At 36.1% G+C, this 16,621-nt stretch carries 19 protein-coding genes; 12 read left to right on the plus strand and 7 right to left on the minus strand.

The genetic code is table 11. From position 1 onward, the window contains the following. Positions 1 to 29: 29 nt before the first annotated feature. Positions 30 to 605: a hypothetical protein gene (locus tag IGJ50_RS07720; RefSeq protein WP_207120308.1), complete on the plus strand. Its 576-nt coding sequence runs from the start codon at positions 30 to 32 to the stop codon at positions 603 to 605. A gap of 85 nt (positions 606 to 690) precedes the next feature. On the opposite strand, the gene IGJ50_RS07725 is transcribed toward IGJ50_RS07720, so the two are convergent. Continuing rightward, positions 691 to 1,623 carry a mechanosensitive ion channel family protein gene (locus IGJ50_RS07725; RefSeq protein ID WP_069640713.1) on the minus strand — a complete coding sequence of 311 codons (933 nt, stop codon included), beginning with the start codon at positions 1,621 to 1,623 and terminating at the stop codon, positions 691 to 693. 140 nt (positions 1,624 to 1,763) lie between these two features. Here IGJ50_RS07725 and IGJ50_RS07730 point away from each other — a divergent pair, with 140 nt between their 5' ends. The 4 genes from IGJ50_RS07730 (at position 1,764) to IGJ50_RS07745 (ending at position 5,609) form a co-directional block, all read left to right on the plus strand. Beyond that, complete coding sequence (locus tag IGJ50_RS07730; RefSeq protein WP_207120309.1) at positions 1,764 to 2,780, plus strand: branched-chain amino acid aminotransferase; 1,017 nt, start codon at positions 1,764 to 1,766, stop codon at positions 2,778 to 2,780. Positions 2,781 to 2,876: 96 nt separating this feature from the next. After that, positions 2,877 to 3,569, plus strand: coding sequence for a DUF6612 family protein (locus tag IGJ50_RS07735; protein ID WP_429949749.1), 693 nt, complete (start codon positions 2,877 to 2,879; stop codon positions 3,567 to 3,569). 160 nt (positions 3,570 to 3,729) lie between these two features. Beyond that, positions 3,730 to 4,674 (plus strand): glucosaminidase domain-containing protein, encoded by a 945-nt coding sequence (locus IGJ50_RS07740; RefSeq protein ID WP_429949751.1) that lies wholly within the window; start codon positions 3,730 to 3,732, stop codon positions 4,672 to 4,674. Positions 4,675 to 4,784: 110 nt separating this feature from the next. Next, positions 4,785 to 5,609 (plus strand): aldo/keto reductase, encoded by an 825-nt coding sequence (locus tag IGJ50_RS07745; RefSeq protein ID WP_429949753.1) that lies wholly within the window; start codon positions 4,785 to 4,787, stop codon positions 5,607 to 5,609. Between the two features lie 63 nt (positions 5,610 to 5,672). On the opposite strand, the gene IGJ50_RS07750 is transcribed toward IGJ50_RS07745, so the two are convergent. Both IGJ50_RS07750 and gloA read right to left on the minus strand, forming a co-directional pair. Beyond that, positions 5,673 to 6,392 carry a gamma-glutamyl-gamma-aminobutyrate hydrolase family protein gene (locus IGJ50_RS07750; RefSeq protein ID WP_207120313.1) on the minus strand — a complete coding sequence of 240 codons (720 nt, stop codon included), beginning with the start codon at positions 6,390 to 6,392 and terminating at the stop codon, positions 5,673 to 5,675. Between the two features lie 145 nt (positions 6,393 to 6,537). Next, positions 6,538 to 6,912, minus strand: a complete 375-nt coding sequence (gloA, locus tag IGJ50_RS07755; RefSeq protein ID WP_069640707.1) for a lactoylglutathione lyase — start codon at positions 6,910 to 6,912, stop codon at positions 6,538 to 6,540. A 174-nt stretch (positions 6,913 to 7,086) separates the two neighbouring features. On the opposite strand from gloA, the gene IGJ50_RS07760 reads away from it, so the two are divergent. Next, positions 7,087 to 7,530: an NUDIX hydrolase gene (locus IGJ50_RS07760; RefSeq protein ID WP_429949755.1), complete on the plus strand. Its 444-nt coding sequence runs from the start codon at positions 7,087 to 7,089 to the stop codon at positions 7,528 to 7,530. A 68-nt stretch (positions 7,531 to 7,598) separates the two neighbouring features. On the opposite strand, the gene yidA is transcribed toward IGJ50_RS07760, so the two are convergent. The 4 genes from yidA to IGJ50_RS07780 are packed head-to-tail and all read right to left on the minus strand — an operon-like array spanning position 7,599 to position 11,031. Continuing rightward, entirely contained in the window at positions 7,599 to 8,405 is an 807-nt protein-coding gene (gene yidA, locus IGJ50_RS07765; RefSeq protein ID WP_069640705.1) for a sugar-phosphatase, read from the minus strand. A 17-nt stretch (positions 8,406 to 8,422) separates the two neighbouring features. Continuing rightward, entirely contained in the window at positions 8,423 to 9,805 is a 1,383-nt protein-coding gene (locus IGJ50_RS07770) for an HD domain-containing protein (RefSeq protein WP_069640704.1), read from the minus strand. A 4-nt stretch (positions 9,806 to 9,809) separates the two neighbouring features. After that, positions 9,810 to 10,679, minus strand: a complete 870-nt coding sequence (locus IGJ50_RS07775; protein ID WP_429949757.1) for a lipoate--protein ligase family protein — start codon at positions 10,677 to 10,679, stop codon at positions 9,810 to 9,812. Further along, entirely contained in the window at positions 10,672 to 11,031 is a 360-nt protein-coding gene (locus IGJ50_RS07780; protein WP_069640702.1) for a hypothetical protein, read from the minus strand. Before IGJ50_RS07780 ends, IGJ50_RS07775 begins: the two co-directional genes overlap by 8 nt. Before the next feature lie 192 nt (positions 11,032 to 11,223). Here IGJ50_RS07780 and IGJ50_RS07785 point away from each other — a divergent pair, with 192 nt between their 5' ends. From IGJ50_RS07785 to IGJ50_RS07810, 6 genes are all read left to right on the plus strand, one after another. Next, positions 11,224 to 12,222, plus strand: a complete 999-nt coding sequence (locus IGJ50_RS07785) for a thiamine pyrophosphate-dependent dehydrogenase E1 component subunit alpha (RefSeq protein ID WP_069640701.1) — start codon at positions 11,224 to 11,226, stop codon at positions 12,220 to 12,222. Continuing rightward, positions 12,219 to 13,214, plus strand: coding sequence for an alpha-ketoacid dehydrogenase subunit beta (locus tag IGJ50_RS07790; protein ID WP_429949759.1), 996 nt, complete (start codon positions 12,219 to 12,221; stop codon positions 13,212 to 13,214). The genes IGJ50_RS07785 and IGJ50_RS07790 overlap by 4 nt, the downstream gene beginning before the upstream one ends. Beyond that, positions 13,211 to 14,152, plus strand: a complete 942-nt coding sequence (locus IGJ50_RS07795) for a sugar-binding transcriptional regulator (RefSeq protein ID WP_069640699.1) — start codon at positions 13,211 to 13,213, stop codon at positions 14,150 to 14,152. Before IGJ50_RS07790 ends, IGJ50_RS07795 begins: the two co-directional genes overlap by 4 nt. A 198-nt stretch (positions 14,153 to 14,350) precedes the next feature. After that, positions 14,351 to 14,785: a DUF1934 domain-containing protein gene (locus IGJ50_RS07800; RefSeq protein ID WP_429949761.1), complete on the plus strand. Its 435-nt coding sequence runs from the start codon at positions 14,351 to 14,353 to the stop codon at positions 14,783 to 14,785. A gap of 75 nt (positions 14,786 to 14,860) precedes the next feature. Beyond that, a complete protein-coding gene (gene rpoE, locus IGJ50_RS07805) occupies positions 14,861 to 15,487 on the plus strand; it encodes a DNA-directed RNA polymerase subunit delta (RefSeq protein ID WP_429949762.1) in 627 nt (208 codons plus the stop codon). A 287-nt stretch (positions 15,488 to 15,774) separates the two neighbouring features. Then, positions 15,775 to 16,608, plus strand: a complete 834-nt coding sequence (locus IGJ50_RS07810; RefSeq protein ID WP_069640696.1) for a PRD domain-containing protein — start codon at positions 15,775 to 15,777, stop codon at positions 16,606 to 16,608. Positions 16,609 to 16,621: the final 13 nt, after the last annotated feature.

The following is a 16,621-nucleotide window of genomic DNA, read 5'->3' on the forward strand; positions in this document are numbered from 1 at the left end:
AGCTATTTTAATTTAGGAGTGTTGGAAATTTGAAAAAGGGTAGTATCGTTGGAATTATTGTAGGAAGTTTATTATTAACAGGTTGCTCAACTACTAATTTTTATAATAGAAAAAAAGAAGTAGGGATAACCGATCGAGTGAGTCAAAAAAATGACGATGGAACAACTGATAAAAAAATATCTTTTGAAATAGAAGAGGCGATGTTCTCAGTTGATTTAATCAAGGGTTGGAAAGAATTAGAGGTTGAAGAGGTACATGAAGATGCCTCCGTTGCATTAAGTAATATGAAAAACACTATTTATTATGTTGTCATTGGAGAAAATAAAGAGGACTTCGAGAGCCTTGATTTCTATAAAGAATTAATTATAGAACAGATGATCGATGAACCTGATGAGGTTCAAGAAAAAGAAGTGACTAGAAACGGACTTAAAGGAACCAATTATACGTTTTACCAAGCGGTTGATGGAATTAAATTTTTCTATGATATTGATATTTTAGAAGGTAAAGAACATTTTGTTCAAAGTATCTCATGGACATTCAAGAGCAAAGCAAAAACAAATCAAGACACAATGGAACAGTTATTGGCAAGTATTGAAGAAAAATAAGCCAATCCAAAACAGACAGAAACAACGCTCAATGAGTGAAGTTTCTGTCTGTTTTTATCTAGTATGATTGGAATATTTTCAATGATTACTTTATAGTAATCGGTGTATTTGGAATTGTGAAGTTTGCTTCAGATAATTTTTTTACATACTGTGTTAAAAATTCTTCTCTGACCAAGGCTTGTTTTCCGTTTAAAACATACATCGTGGTACGAATTGCAAAGTTTCCATTTCCAAGATCGACCATTCCAAAAATTGTAGGACCCGATTGAATACTTTCAGTGTATTTTTCTTTTAGTTCTTCGTTTACTTGATCAATCACAGCGATAATTGCATCATATCCTTCGTCTGGTATAATACGAACATCGATCAAGACTTGCATATTTGATCTAGAAAGATTACTGATGGTTGTGATATTTCGGTTTGGAATAAAATGAACCGTCCCATCTAAAGCTTTCATTTGAGTTGTTCTAAGTCCAACCGCTGTGACCGTTCCTTCAATACCTAAAGCGCTCAAGCGAATATAATCGCCAACATCCATTTGTTGTTCTAAAATAATGAAAAAACCCGTAATAATATCATTCATAAAACCCTGAGCACCTAAGCCAATAGCCACACCAGCGATCCCTGCTCCAGCAAGAAGTGAACCAACAGGTACACCGATTACCGTTAACAAAGAATAGACAAAAAAGAAAAAGAGTGTATATTGAAAAGCGTTGTTAATCAATGTATGTAAGGTTTTCAAACGACTCTCACTGAGTGTTTGTTTCTTACTGTAATTTCCATAAGCTTGATCAATTAATGACTTTCCTACTCGATTTAAAAAGGCAAAAAGAAGTATCAAAAATAAAAGATAAATTGTTTTTTCAATCAAAGTAGCAATAATTTGATCCCAATTGATGCCGTTCCAAAAGCGTTGTAAAGCATTAACTTTTTTTTCAGTGACCGTTTTTATATCCAGTGTAGAATCCATGGTACTTTCAATGGTGGAACTGGATAGTGCTTGTCCGAAAATAAACAAAGAGATCCCAACTTTCTTTTTAATCTATATTCATTTTATCATTATACTTGAAATTAAAAAAAGATGTCACCTTTTATGGAAAAAGCTTAACAAAATCATTGGAAATGTGTTACAATATTCTGAAAATAAGGAGTGATCATATGACAATTGATTGGGATAATTTAGGCTTTGATTATATAAAAACCCCGTTTCGCTATATTTCGATGTGGAAAGATGGCCAGTGGGATGATGGTAAATTAACAGAGGATAGTACGTTGCATATCAATGAAGGTTCGGCAGCACTACACTACGGGCAGCAATGTTTTGAAGGGTTAAAAGCCTATCGATGTAAAGATGGTTCCATCAATTTATTTAGAGTTGATGAAAATTCAAAACGAATGAATCGAAGTGCTAAACGTTTATTGATGGCTGAAGTACCCGAAGAAAAATTCATTCATGCTATAGAAGAAGTTGTAAAAGCAAATGAAGCATTTGTTCCACCATATGGCAGTGGCGGAACACTATATATCCGCCCGTTATTAATCGGTGTCGGGGCAGGTATAGGAGTAAGCCCAGCACCTGAATATCTTTTTACTGTTTTTTGTATGCCTGTTGGAGCCTACTTTAAAGGTGGTTTAACGCCGACAAACTTTATATTTTCTGATTATGATCGTGCAGCACCTCAAGGAACCGGAGCGATTAAAGTTGGAGGAAACTATGCAGCAAGTTTTCTACCAGGAGAAGAAGCAAAAGAAAGACACTTTTCAGATTGTATCTACCTTGATCCAATTACGCATACGAAAATTGAGGAGGTTGGGTCAGCTAATTTCTTTGGTATTACGAAAGATGATCGCTTTGTTACGCCACTATCTCCGTCTATTTTGCCAAGTATTACTAAATACTCTCTTCTTCATTTAGCAGAACATAATCTTGGACTAGAAGCAGTTGAAGAGGATGTTTTTATTGATGATTTAGATCGATTTAAAGAAGCTGGTGCTTGTGGGACTGCGGCTGTGATCTCACCAATCGGCGGGATACAAACGTATAAAGATTTCCATGTGTTTTATAGTGAACAAGAAGTCGGACCAGTGACACAAAAATTATATGATGAACTGACAGGCATTCAGTTTGGTGATATAGCTGCACCAGCTGGTTGGATCAGAAAGATAAAAGCATAACTTTATAAAAGCTCTCGTATTTTTGAATTAGCTTTAGTATAATGGTTGTTAGGGGATATAGTTAAATCTAATAATATGAGAGTTTGGAGAGTTAAAATGAAAAAAATTGTTTTGGTCGTTGCTTTATTATTTGTGTTATCAGGTTGTAATAAACCACTTACAAAAGAAAATGTACTTAAGCGCATGGATACGCAGGAGGCCAAAGTGGATAGCTATTCATTGGAAATGGATCTTAGTGTAAAAATTAATGCGTTAGGTCAAAAAAATAGCTCAACTGTTGAAATGAGTTCTGAAGTTGACCGCAAAAATGATAGTTTCCATATTGATGTATTGAATGCAGATGAGGAAGAGCTTGAAATTATTATAAAAGATGGGAAAGCTTACTTAGAAGATCGCCCAGGGGTTTGGAAAAAGACCGCTAAAGTGGATGCTAAAGAATTTAGTAAGCAAATTGATTACAGCGTGCCTTTAGGATTACTAAGTCTTGTTTCAGATTCATTAGATCTTGAGACAACGGACGAGGATTATCATCTGGTTTATGAAGGTTATGATAAAAAATTATTTAAAACATTAAAGAAATATTATAATGTTTCATTTACTGGTTTTGATACCGATGAAGACTTAACCATTGAGATGGATATACGTGCGGATAAAAAAACGTTCAACGTCCAAGAAATGAATATCAAAATTGTTGGAGAAAATAAAAAAGGACGGGTTGTTATTAGTATTGATTCAGAATTGGATGATTTTAATAAAATCGAGAAAATAGAATTGCCTGAAGAAGATTAATTAATCATATATTTCACTACTAAAAGGAAATGACGAGCGAAACTCGTTGTTTTCTTTTTTTTTCATTAAAAGTAAAAAAAGCATATAACCTTTTATGATCAAAAAGCTAAAGAATTGCGTATTGTTATTTAGAGAACAAAATCACGAAGGGAAGAGGCGGATGAACAATAAAGTATTATTGATAATGATTTTAGGCTTAGTAATGCCAACCTTGATGATTGCTGCACCAGCTCTAAAACTTAGCAGTACACTGAAAGAAAGAACAGGATTAAAAACAATCAAAATAATAAAGACTGACACGATCAGTGATAGGAAGAATCGATCATCTAAATACGCACGATTTTTAGCCCAGTCTGTAGAAATCTCTGATGATATTCATGAAATAATAAAGAGCGAAGAAACTGTATCTGATTTTTCAGAAACGATGACTGATAAAAGCCAATCAATTGAAGAATTTGTCAATAAAATAGGAGAGCAAGCTAGTAAAATAGCTAGTTATCATGATTTGTATGCCTCGGTCATGATAGCACAAGCAATTTTAGAATCAGAAGCAGGAAATAGTGCTCTATCGATTCCACCGTATTATAATCTATTTGGAATCAAAGGAGATTATAAAGGTGCCACAGTTGTGATGAAAACACAAGAAGACGACGGTCAAGGAAATTTGTTCACCATTGATTCAAAGTTTCGCCAATATTCGTCCTATAAGGAGTCTTTGGAAGACTATGCCATGCTTTTAAAAATGGGCGTAACTGGGAACACTTTATATTATCAAAGTGTCTGGAAAAGTCAAACTAAGAATTATCCAGAAGCTACCAAATCGCTAACTGGGAAATATGCAACGGATACCCAGTATGACGAAAAGTTAAACCGCTTGATCGAAGTCTATCAGCTGACAAAATATGATATTGATCAGCAAGAAGTGCTAAGCAAATTGCGCGTTTTTACTGAAATAACAATTAAAGATGTTGCAGTAAAAATCAATGCAATAAAGCGGATAATAAATACTGAGTTGGGCGCAAAACACAAATGGAGAATTATACAACAAGTTTCGAAGTTAATTAGGAAATTATTTTTTTATGTGCTAAAAGTTTTGCGCTACTAATGCAATAATCAGCTTATAACTCACAGTAGAGATAAGCCAGTTGTTTTCCAATGGGTGTTTTAAAGAGTATAATATAAATGTAGGAATTGTTTAGGAAAGGAATGAAACAAATGTCTTTTGAAGAAACAAAAAAATTGGCCAATGGTTCTAGCATCCCACGGTTAGGATTGGGTGTCTGGCAAGTAAAAGATGGAGATGAAGCAGTCGATTCTGTAAAATGGGCTTTAGAAACAGGCTATCGTTTAATCGATACTGCTGCCGCGTATAAAAATGAAGCGAGTGTTGGCGAAGGAATTCGTCAATCAGGAATTCCGCGAGATGAGATATTTGTAACAACTAAGCTATGGAATGCTGATCAAGGCTACGAATCAACCTTACAAGCGTTTGACGAGAGCTTAGCCAAACTTCAACTAGACTATGTTGATTTGTATTTGATTCATTGGCCTGTTGAAGGTAAATATAAAGATTCTTGGCGTGCGATGGAAGAAATTTATCAAATTGGTCGTGCAAAAGCTATTGGGGTATCTAATTTTCACGAACATCATATTGAAGATTTATTGACAACAGCCAAAATTGTTCCAATGGTTGATCAAATTGAGATTCATCCTACTTTGACACAAGAACCGTTACGTAAATTTTTAGCTGCAAATAAGATTGCGGTTGAAGCCTGGTCTCCTTTAGGGCAAGGAAAGATTTTAGCGAACCCAACTTTAATTGAGATTGGCAAAAAATATAATAAAACGGCAGCTCAAGTGATCATTCGTTGGCATTTGCAAAGTGATATCATTGTGATTCCAAAATCAGTTCATCAAGAACGAATCGAGCAAAATTTTGATGTTTTTGATTTTGCATTAACGCAAGAAGATATTAAACAAATTGATCAATTAAATACTAATGAACGCTTAGGTCCAGATCCAGAAAACTTTGATTTTTAAAAATGAATAAAGCAAAATAGCAAGAGAACTGTATCAAACGTTCTCCTGCTATTTTACTATTATTTAAAATTGATTGACAAAATAGTCAAAGAGTTTGAATTCCTTAGCATCTATATCAAAACGCAGCTCAGGATGCCATTGGACGCCTAGAATCCGTTGCTCCTTTGTAACGGATTCAACAGCTTCTACAATACCATCAGATGCTTTTGCTGTTATTTTTAAAGTGGGTGCTAATTGGTTGATGGCCTGATGATGATAAGAGTTAACACGATAATTAGATCCAAAAAGTTGATATAAAATACTGTCTCTTTCTACATGAATATCGTGTGTTGCAAATTGTGGTTGGGTAGGTTGTTGTCCATGTTTTACTGTCCAGTCACGGTATAATGAAAGATCTTGAAATAAGGTTCCTCCTAAAGTAATATTAATCAACTGCATCCCTCGACAAACAGCGAAAATAGGTTTATGCTGTTTGATTGCTTCTTTGATTAAGGCTATTTCAAAAAGATCACGATTGCGATTAGTTTCTTCTAATTTTGGATGAGGTTCTTCCCCAAAAAAGTCAGGAGAAATATCTTGCCCGCCCGCTAATAATAATTTATCGATTTTCGAAATATATCCTGCAGCAGTTTCAGCTTTTCCAATAGGTAAAATCATAGGTAAGCCTCCTGCTTGTTGTATCGCTGTCACGAATCCTTGTGGTGTATAAGATACATGGTTACCGTTGAAAACATCAACGGATTGAATAATTTGGTTTCCGGCTATGCCGATAGTGGTTGTCATCTGATCACGTCCTCAATTAATATGTAGAATATCAGTGTATCACTTTTTTTAAAAAATAGGGTAAAAATGATTTGGTGATTAAAATGTCAATAAAAAACAGCTACTCATTTATTAGGGAAACCTAAAACGAGTAGCTATCTATCTTTTAGCGAGCGCGAATAACTTCGATCTTATAACCATCTGGATCTGTAATAAAATAATACGATGGTGGTGTTCCAGGGAGGCCTTTCATATCGGTAACAGTAAATCCTGCGTTTTTTTGCTCTTCATGCAATTTTTCGATTTCATCCGTACTTATAGCGATATGTCCATAACCATCTCCTAAGTGATAGGCTTCATGATCATAGTTATACGTTAACTCTAGTTCATAACCATCTCCTGGTAAAGTAAGGTAAACTAAAGTAAATTTATGTTCTGGAAAATCGCGGCGGCGGCTTTCTTCAAAATTGAATGCCTTTTGATAAAATTCTAGCGACGCTTCTAAGTCTTTGACACGAACACAAGTGTGAGCCATTTTCATATGAGTCATCTTCCTTTCATAAATGAATCTTATCGCAGAATGAATCAATTCATCTGCTGATATTTTTATAGTAGCATAGACTTTAATGAAATTGTGAGTGAAATGATACGATATTACTTGTTCATGAGAAAATTCTCATGTAAAATTAGTTTAAACGAAAAAGGAGTTGTTTTTATGGAAACACCGTCATTTGGTGAAAAATCAGAAACACTGACTTATAAAAAAAGAATGGGTGCTTATATTGTGATATCACGACATAATGCAACAGAAATAGTTTTAGTTCAAGCACCTAATGGGGCATACTTTTTACCAGGCGGAGAAATTGAACAAGGTGAGACGAAAGAACTTGCGATTCATCGAGAAATGATCGAAGAGCTGGGCTTTGAAGTAGTCATTGGACAGTACCTAGGGCAGGCCGACGAATATTTCCACTCCAGACATCGAAATACAGATTATTATAATCCAGGATATTTCTTTGTTGCAGATAGTTGGCGGCAAATATGTGCTCCGTTAGAAAAAACAAATATGATTAGTTGGGTCCAAGTAGATACAGGAATTGATTTGCTAAAAAGAGGTAGCCACAAGTGGGCAGTGAAAAAATGGCAGACAAAAAAATAAGCAAAGAATAAACCAATCTGAGTTTTATCTCTGCTTATTTTCTTATTGTGAATGAGCGATTCTTAGATTTATATATATTTCAATAAAATTTCTGCAACACCATCTTCGTCATTGCTCGTAGTCTGAACATCAGCTGCACGTTTTACACTGTCTGTGGCATTGCCCATAGCAACACCAATTCCTGCATATTCGATCATGGACAGATCATTTTCATTGTCTCCGATAGCCATTGTTTCTGCTTGGGAGATACCTAAATGTTCCGCTAATTTGGCTAAAGCATTCCCTTTACTTGCTTTTTTATTTAAAATTTCATAATAAAAATCAGTACTTTTTACAGTTGTATATTTATTAAGAAAATCAGCTGAAAGTTGGCTGATTGCTTTATCTAAAACTTCAGGCTCATCAATCATCATCATTTTAATAATTGATAATTCAGGTGTCATTTCTTCTACCGTACGGTATTTTAAAGGCATGTCAACAAGGTAAGCTTCATGCACTGTGTATTTACCAATATCTCGATTTGCCGTATAAATTGCTTTATCGTCAATTGTATGCAAATGCACACCAGCTTTTCGAGCGGTCAATTCAATTTCTAAAAAGTCATCATAGCTTAAGGTATATTGAGAGATGATTTCGTTTGACTTTGTCGCTTGAACTAAAGAACCATTATAAGTGATCACATAATCGTTGTCTCCGTATAAGTCTAATTCTACTAATTGTTCTGTCACGCCTGGCAAAGGACGGCCTGTACATAACACGATATACATACCATTTGCATTTGCTTTTTGCAGTGTTTCTTTAACTTTCGGTGTGATCTTTCTGTTTGAATCAAGTAATGTTCCATCGATATCGATTGCCACTAATTTAACTGTCATAATTTCCTCCTGTAAACCTATTCTTTATTTTTTCCTTCAACTTCAACCAATGCGCCATTATGAATGTAGGACGCAAACTCACGGTAGGTATCATCAAACAAATCATAATGATTCTGCCTTTTAGGATCGACCATTTCTTTTGGGAAATAAAAGCGTTCGTCGATTTGCGTTTGACCGGCAAGAGCTGCAACTAAGTGGCTGACTTTTGATAATTCAATCAATGTGCCATCTTTTTGCATGATTTCAATCTGGGTACGATGACTATTTTTTTCTGGACGGTAAAAATCATATGGTAAATCATAACTTGAATTGATCGCTGTATAATATTTAGGATTATAACCGACTTTCTCGATTAATGCTTGTAAATGTCGGATCGTCACGGAATCACGATTTCCAGAAAATGTCGCAGATTTTAATGGTTTACGTATTAAAAACCGGTTTGCCAAATCGTTTAAGATTGGATCTGGCAAGGAAGTCCATTGCGTAAAATAAGTATTCAGGACACCGTCATCTAGCTTTAAATATTCTTGTAATGAGAAGTTTCCTTTAAAAAAAGGGACTAAAAGTTGAGAATGCAGTTGATAATCCTCAGGCTGCTGTTCATATAATTCTTTTGCTCGATGAAGTAAGTGATCTAAAATAACTTCCATACCACGAGAAACAGGATGGAAATACACCTGTACATACATTTGGTAGCGGCTGACAATATAATCTTCTACCGCATGCATGCCGTTCATCGCAAAGGCTAATCCGTCTTTATAAGGTCGGATTACGCGTAAAATCCTAGTTAGATCAAACGTTCCATATTCTGTCCCTGTAAAATAGGCATCTCGTAATAAATAATCCATCCGATCGGCGTCAATTTGACTGGAAATCATTTGAACCACTTGCGGATTAGGATACTTTTTTGTGATAACACTTGCAACTTTGTCTGGAAAATCAGCTGCAACTCGATTTAATATTTGGAAAACTTCTGTCTCAGGAGATGTAATAATTTCTACTGTGATTGCTTCATGATCCGTCTGGAAAATGTGCTCAAATGTGTGCGAATAGGGCCCGTGACCAACATCATGAAGTAAGGCAGCGCACAAAGCAACGAGACGTTCATTATCATCCCATCCTTCTTCGCCTAAACGTTCGGCTGAATAATTCCGCTGAAAGATATCACAAATACGACGCGTTATTTCATAAACGCCAAGGGAATGGGCAAAACGGCTATGTTCTGCTCCGTGAAAGGTAAAAGAAGAGGTACCTAATTGCTTGATCCGACGTAGTCTTTGTACTTCTGCAGAATTAATTAAATCCAAAATAACCTGATGCTGAACGTGGATATAATTGTGAACTGGATCTCTAAAAACCTTTTCAATCGGTAAAATTTGATGTTTATACAGGGTTGGCATTTTTTCACTCCTTTTTAGTAATCGTTTCATCTAATAATTGATTTCGCTGTTTCATTTTCTCTAATTGTTTGTCGATTTCGGCAGTAAAGCAATCAGATTTAAGCAATTTTGGTAATGCTTGACTGTCTATGACAACCGATGTGTCATCTATTAATACGTTGATCAATCGCTTTTTCACCACTTCGATTGTTAATTTTTCGTTAAGCAACTCTTCTAAATTCGCCATAACTGTTGGATCAACAGGAGGATACCTATTTTTCCCGAAGTCATCTTGTAAGCTAATTCTATAGAAATCTCGAACGATTTCACCGCGTTTTTGTTGGTTACCATTGATACTCAAATAAATCATGATTGCAATACCGTCTTTTACACGGCGTTGCGCGATACCAGCAAATTTTTTACCGTTAATACTCAAATCAAACGTCCCGGGACAATAAGAATCAGTTATTTCGAAGGCTTCAATATCGTGGGTTATGTCACCGAATGCTCGTTTGATCCAATGCCACATATAATGATACGCTTCATCGATGTTGATTTTTTTACTTCCAGCATTTGGCAGAATCAGTGAAACATTTAAAATACCAGAATCAGCAATCACGCCTAATCCACCTGCATTACGTATCACAGTTTTATAGCCATTTTCCTTTAAAGAAATAAGTCCTTTTTTCAGATCAGTCACACGTGTATCTTTCATTCCCAAGATCATTGCTTGGTCAAGTTGCCAAAAATGGATCAACGGTTGCTGATTGATTCCAGAAAATGTGGTAAAGGTATCTGTTAAGGCAAAAGGCAAAAAGTAGTCTTTTGCTGTTAAGCAATTCTGATCATATAAAAAGACTGTATTGGTTGTAAATAATTGCGTTAAATTAGTCATCGTATTCTTCATCCTGTTTTACGCGAGAAACGTAATCCTTCACTTCTTTATTCATTTGATTATATTCATTTGTAAAACGCATTGGCTTACTAATAATTCTCATTGGCATGGTGGCTAAAAATTTACTGAAATCTTCCCGTGCTTCTTCTGTCAGGCGACCAGGTTTTGAGACTAAGCGTTCATAGAGGTAATGATAAAATTGATTCATTGCATCAATATCGATGCTCATTTGATTATGGCACTCGATACATTCAATGCTAGAAATGATTTCATTCATGTATTGAATATCATGGAGTGTTTCTTTTTGGCAATGCATACAAAATAACATCGCTTCTTCATCGTGAAATAACATTTGTTCCACCTCCATTTTCTATTATATACGATTTATGAGAAAAATCATGCTTATCTGAATAGAAATAACAAGGAAATAGGCAATTTTTAAGGAAATCAAAAAATTGAAGAGAAAATCTTGCTATCCAGCTAAGAAAACTATAGAATATTTACATATGATTCAGGAGAGAACAAATGTAAAAGGAGTGAGGAGTTGAAGCGAAAAGTGGACAAGATTCCAGTGACTAGACCGATTGTTGCTACAGAAGCTTTGAAGAGAATGTGGGAAATTCGAATTTTTGAAGAAATGATCCAAGAACTTTTTGATGCAGGTGAATTATATGGCACGATGCATCTGTGTATCGGACAAGAGGCTACGGCAGTTGGCGGAGCAGGTAGCTTAAAACAGACTGATTGGATTGTTTCCACCCATCGAAATCATGGCCATTGTATTGCAAAAGGAACTGATATACGAAGTATGTTTGCTGAGATGTTAGGGAAAAAAACTGGAACGAATGAAGGCAAGGGTGGTAGTATGCACATCGCTGATTTGAATATAGGAAATCTTGGTTCAAACGGGATTGTCGGAGCTGGTTTTCCAATTGCCGCCGGTGCTGCGCTGAGTGCCCAAATGCAAAATACAGATCAAGTAGTCCTTTGTTACGCTGGCGATGGCGCTGTGAATGAAGGCAGTTTTCATGAAGCATTGAATTTAGCTTCTATTTGGAAGTTGCCTGTGATTTATCTCATTGAAAATAACCAATATGGAATGAGCAGCTCAATTGAGCAAATGGTCAATATTGACCATCTTTCGCAACGTGGTAAAAGTTATGGTATTGAAGGGATAACGATCGATGGTAATGATCTGACCGAGGTTTCCAGAACTGTTGCGCAAGCCGTAGAAAAGGCGCGAAACGGTAGTGGACCAACCTTGATTGAAGCACTGACGTATCGTCATAAAGGGCATTCTAAATCAGATAAATTACTTTACCGATCCGAAGCTGAATGCCGAGACTGGCAAGAAAACAATGATCCGATTGTACGATTAGAAAAAAAACTGATTCAAAATGGAGAAATTGAAGCGAACGAGATTCGGCAAATGGAAGAGGTGATTCGAAAAGAATTTGCAGACCTACTTGCTTCTGTGAAACATGATAGTGAACCGACAGTTGAAGACTTGTGGACGCATGTCTACGCGGAGGATACCTTATGAGAATAATCTCTTATTTACAAGCAATCAATGAAGCGTTAGATGAAGCGTTGAGCCAAGATGAACATGTTTTTCTTTTGGGAGAAGATATCGGTATTTATGGTGGTGGCTTTGGTGCTACCAAAGGCCTTCAGAAAAAATTTGGAAAACAGCGAGTTCGCGATACGCCAATTTCTGAAAGCGCACTGGCGGGAGCTGCAGTGGGAGCTGCGATGACAGGAATGCGCCCTGTAATAGAATTACAATTCTCAGATTTTATTACTATTGCGATGGATCAACTGGTTAATCAAGCGGCTAAAATCCATTATATGTATGGCGGAAAAGCCAAAGTTCCGTTAGTGATGCGAACTGCAGCTGGTTCAGGAACAGGAGCAGCCGCTCAGCACTCACAGAGTTTAGAAAATTGGATGGCTCATATACCTGGGCTAAAAGTAATTCAGCCAAGTAATGCGTACGATGCAAAAGGATTGCTGCATGCCGCCATAAAAGATAATAACCCTGTGATGTTTTATGAACACAAATTATTATACCAAACTGTAGGAAGTGTTCCAGCGACTCCTTATACTATTCCGATTGGTGTAGCAGATGTTAAATGCCTTGGGGATGATGTGACGATCGTTGCTACAGGAATAATGGTCAATAAAGCGTTACAAGCTGCTGAGATTGTAAAAGAAAAAGGAGTCTCAATCGAAGTTATCGATCCAAGAACCTTAGTTCCACTTGATAAAGAAGCGATTTTAGCTTCTGTTAAAAAAACAAAACGAGTGATCGTTGCAACTGAAGCGGTTAAAAATAGTGGCTTTGGTGCAGAAATCACAGCAATAATTGCTGAATCAAAAATTGCTATGAAGTTGAAAAGCCCAATTATTCGCTTAGGTGGTGAGTTTGTTCCTATGCCTGCTCAAAAATTATTAGAGATGCGTGCAACGCCCCAAGTCGATACATTAGTTGCTGCAATAAATCAATGTATGAGTAAAGCGGGGCTTCAACGATGAAAATCAGTGAAGATCGCAGAAAAATCTTAAAAATCGTTACAATGTACTATGAACAAGGTTTGACTCAAGCAATGATCGCAAAAGAAATGCGCATTTCTCGACCTGTTGTTTCAAAAATTTTACACCAGGCAAGGGAATCTGGAATCGTTTCAGTTTCAATCAAAGATGAATCTGCTTATGCAGTTGCTTTGGCTTTACGCTTAGAGCGAAAATATCAACTTAGTGACGTTATTGTGATACCAACTAATGAGCAAAAAAAATCTGAAACCATTCAAAAGGAAGTAAGTCGGGCAGCTGCATATTATTTTAAAGACCGTTTGACAGCTGATATGAGTGTAGGCTTGTCTTGGGGAACGACCTTAGCAGATATGATCGATGAAATGCCCTATTGCTCATTTCCAACGATGAATGTTTGTCCGCTTGTAGGAGGTATTTCAAGTGAGCATCTGTATTTTGACACCAATCATTTAGTCTTCCGATTAGCTGAAAAAATCTATAGCCGTTGTCAGTATTTTTATGCACCGGCCCTAGCAGAAAGTATTGAATTAGCAAATGTTCTAAACAAGTCACAACTAGTTGGTCGTGCGATGGCACAAGCAAAGAATGTTGACTTTGCAATCATTGGCGTAGGCAATCCTATTGAAAGCTCTACGTGGATGCGTCTTGGTTATATCGAGACAGAAGAACTACAAGTGATAAAAGAAACTGGGGTAAAAGGTGATGCAGTAGCCTCCTTATTTGACAAAAATGGCAAAACAGTAAACAATGAAATAAGCAAACGAATGTTGGGTGTCAAAGTGGAAGATTTAATGGAAATACCTGATGTGATGGTCATTGGTTGTGGGGTAGAAAAAGCTGAAAGTATCAAGCCGTTATTGCTGGGGAACTGCTTGACTATTTTAGTTATTGATCAGACAATTGCCGAAGCCTTGGTTTAACCTTGACTGATGCATTAGTATGAAGTTAAAATACAAATGAGTTTGTTCTGTGTTTAATCATATCTAGCATTGCAAGCTAGTTCCTCAGAAAAATAAAGAAATATGATTGTGGCAAAAAGTGCCGCTCTGTTATTTCCCTTTTTTTCTGACAGAGCTGAAAAAGCCCGTTACACTTTTAAAATAAGGAGAGTGCTTCAAATGGATTTGTCACAAGGAACACCTGTATCGATTCAATTAAAAACTGTTGTCGATCAAGCAGGTGAGAAGAAAAATTTTTATTTTGATCTAGAAGGTCAAATCGTAAAAATAGGTGATACATTATACATTCGTTATAAAGAAGAACAAGAAGAAGGAGATCCTGTCCCTGTTACGATCAAGGTTGAGCCTGATGGTAAAATCCAGTTGATTCGTTCAGGTGGTATGAGGATGCGTTTGAAATTTGCCTACCAAGAGAGGTTGGATACAAGTTATAAAACGCCTTATGGATTGTTTCAAATCACGACTTTTACGCGTAATCTGCGTTTTAGTTTAAAGGACCAGCCAGTTGCAGGTAGTATTTTGATCGATTATGATTTGTATTCTCAAGCCGAAAAAATAGGGGAATATCATTTAGAACTAGAATTTACTGCCTAATTATGCAAGAATCAATTGATTTTTTCTTGATGTTTTTGTATGATAAGGAGTAGACTGTGAAAGGACGTGTACCGTTTGGAAATTAATGTATTTGACGGGTTGAACAAAGAAGAATTATCCATGATCGAAGTTGCGCACGCAATTTTAGAACAACGTGAAGATGTGATGGACTTCTCTGATTTAGTAAACCAAATCCAAAATTATCTTGGAAAATCTGACAGCGAAATTCGTGACTCTTTAGCACAATTTTATACTGACTTAAATATTGATGGCAGTTTTATCTCACTAGGAGATAACCGTTGGGGCTTGCGCTCATGGTATCCATTTGATTCTATCAATGAAGAAGTAACGCACGGCTTAGAGGAAGATGAAGAAGATAAGCCACGTCGTAGAAAGCGTAAGAAAGTCAATGCGTTCATTATTGATGCAAATGACGAAGACGTGATCGACTATAATGATGATGATCCGGAAGATGCTGAATTAACGGACGATGACGACGATATTCTTTATGATGATGATGACGATGAAGAAGATGTAGAGATCAAAGCATATAACTCTGATCTTCAAGAAATCGGAGCAGATTCAGACGATGAAGAGGAAGAATTACCTGGAATTGAAGAAGATTTGACAATCATTGATGAAGACGATGTCGATGATGACTTTGATGATGAAGATGAAGATGAATATTCTGAAGAAGAGTAATTGAATAGAAGGAATGTTCTCGATTTGAGAGCATTTTCTTTTATTTTCTGATTTTTGCCTTAGACAATCAACTTTTATAAAATAAAATCATTGACAAATGGTCTATATCTTTGTAAACTATGATTGTTAACAAAGTAAATAGCGTTTTCATGTGACTAGATAATACTAGGCATGGAAGAATTTCTTTAAAATATGATATACTCATATTTTGGCGGGATTGTTCTATGCTTTTTTGTTGTCCTTTAGCAAGAAAACGGACAATCTACTTCTGCAGAAGAGGAATGTTTATGAAAATCAAAAAGGTGCTTAATCAAAACGCTGTACTCGTCATAGACGCTGGGCAGGAAAAAGTGGCAGTTGGAAAAGGCGTGGGTTTTAACAAGAAGAAAAATGATTTGTTATTCCCGCAACAAGTGGAACGAATGTTTGTAATGGAACCAGAGGGCTTAAAAAAACTTCAAGTTTTATTATCGCAAATCGATGAAAAGTATTTTTTTGTCACAGAAGAAATCATAGCACATGCTGAAACGATTCTTGGTGAAAAGCTGAATGAACATATCAATATTGGTTTAAGTGACCATATTGCATTTGCAGCAGAGAACATTCAAAATAAGATCATTGTGAGAAATAAGCTTTTGAATGAAATTGAAATTCTTTACAGTGAAGAATTTTCGATTGCCCAATGGGCAGTCGACTACTTGACTCAAACATTAGGAATTCCATTTAGCTATGACGAAGCCGGTTATATTGCAATCCATATTCACAGTGCTCGTAGTGGGCGCACGGATAATAGTAAAAGTATTCGTGAAGTCACAATTGTTTCTGAAATTATTCATTTAATCGAGCAAGAATTAGGAATCAATATTCATGATGAAAAGATGAGTTTGAGCTATTCGCGGCTGGTTAATCATTTACGTTTGTTTATTCACCGCTTTCAGCAAAGCCAGTACGCTGTATTGGATGATGAAATTTTGGATGTCGTGCGTAAGAAATACGCAGAAAGTTATGAGGTATCAAAAAAAGTCCAAGTTTTATTAATGAGAAATTTTCACTATCAAGTACCAAATGAAGAATTAGGTTATCTTGCCATTCATATCGAACGGTTGAAGATGATCAAATAAAAGTCAAGGGGAG

The organism is Enterococcus sp. AZ101, assembly GCF_050499005.1.
GTDB classification, from domain to species: Bacteria; Bacillota; Bacilli; order Lactobacillales; family Enterococcaceae; genus Enterococcus_L; species Enterococcus_L ureilyticus.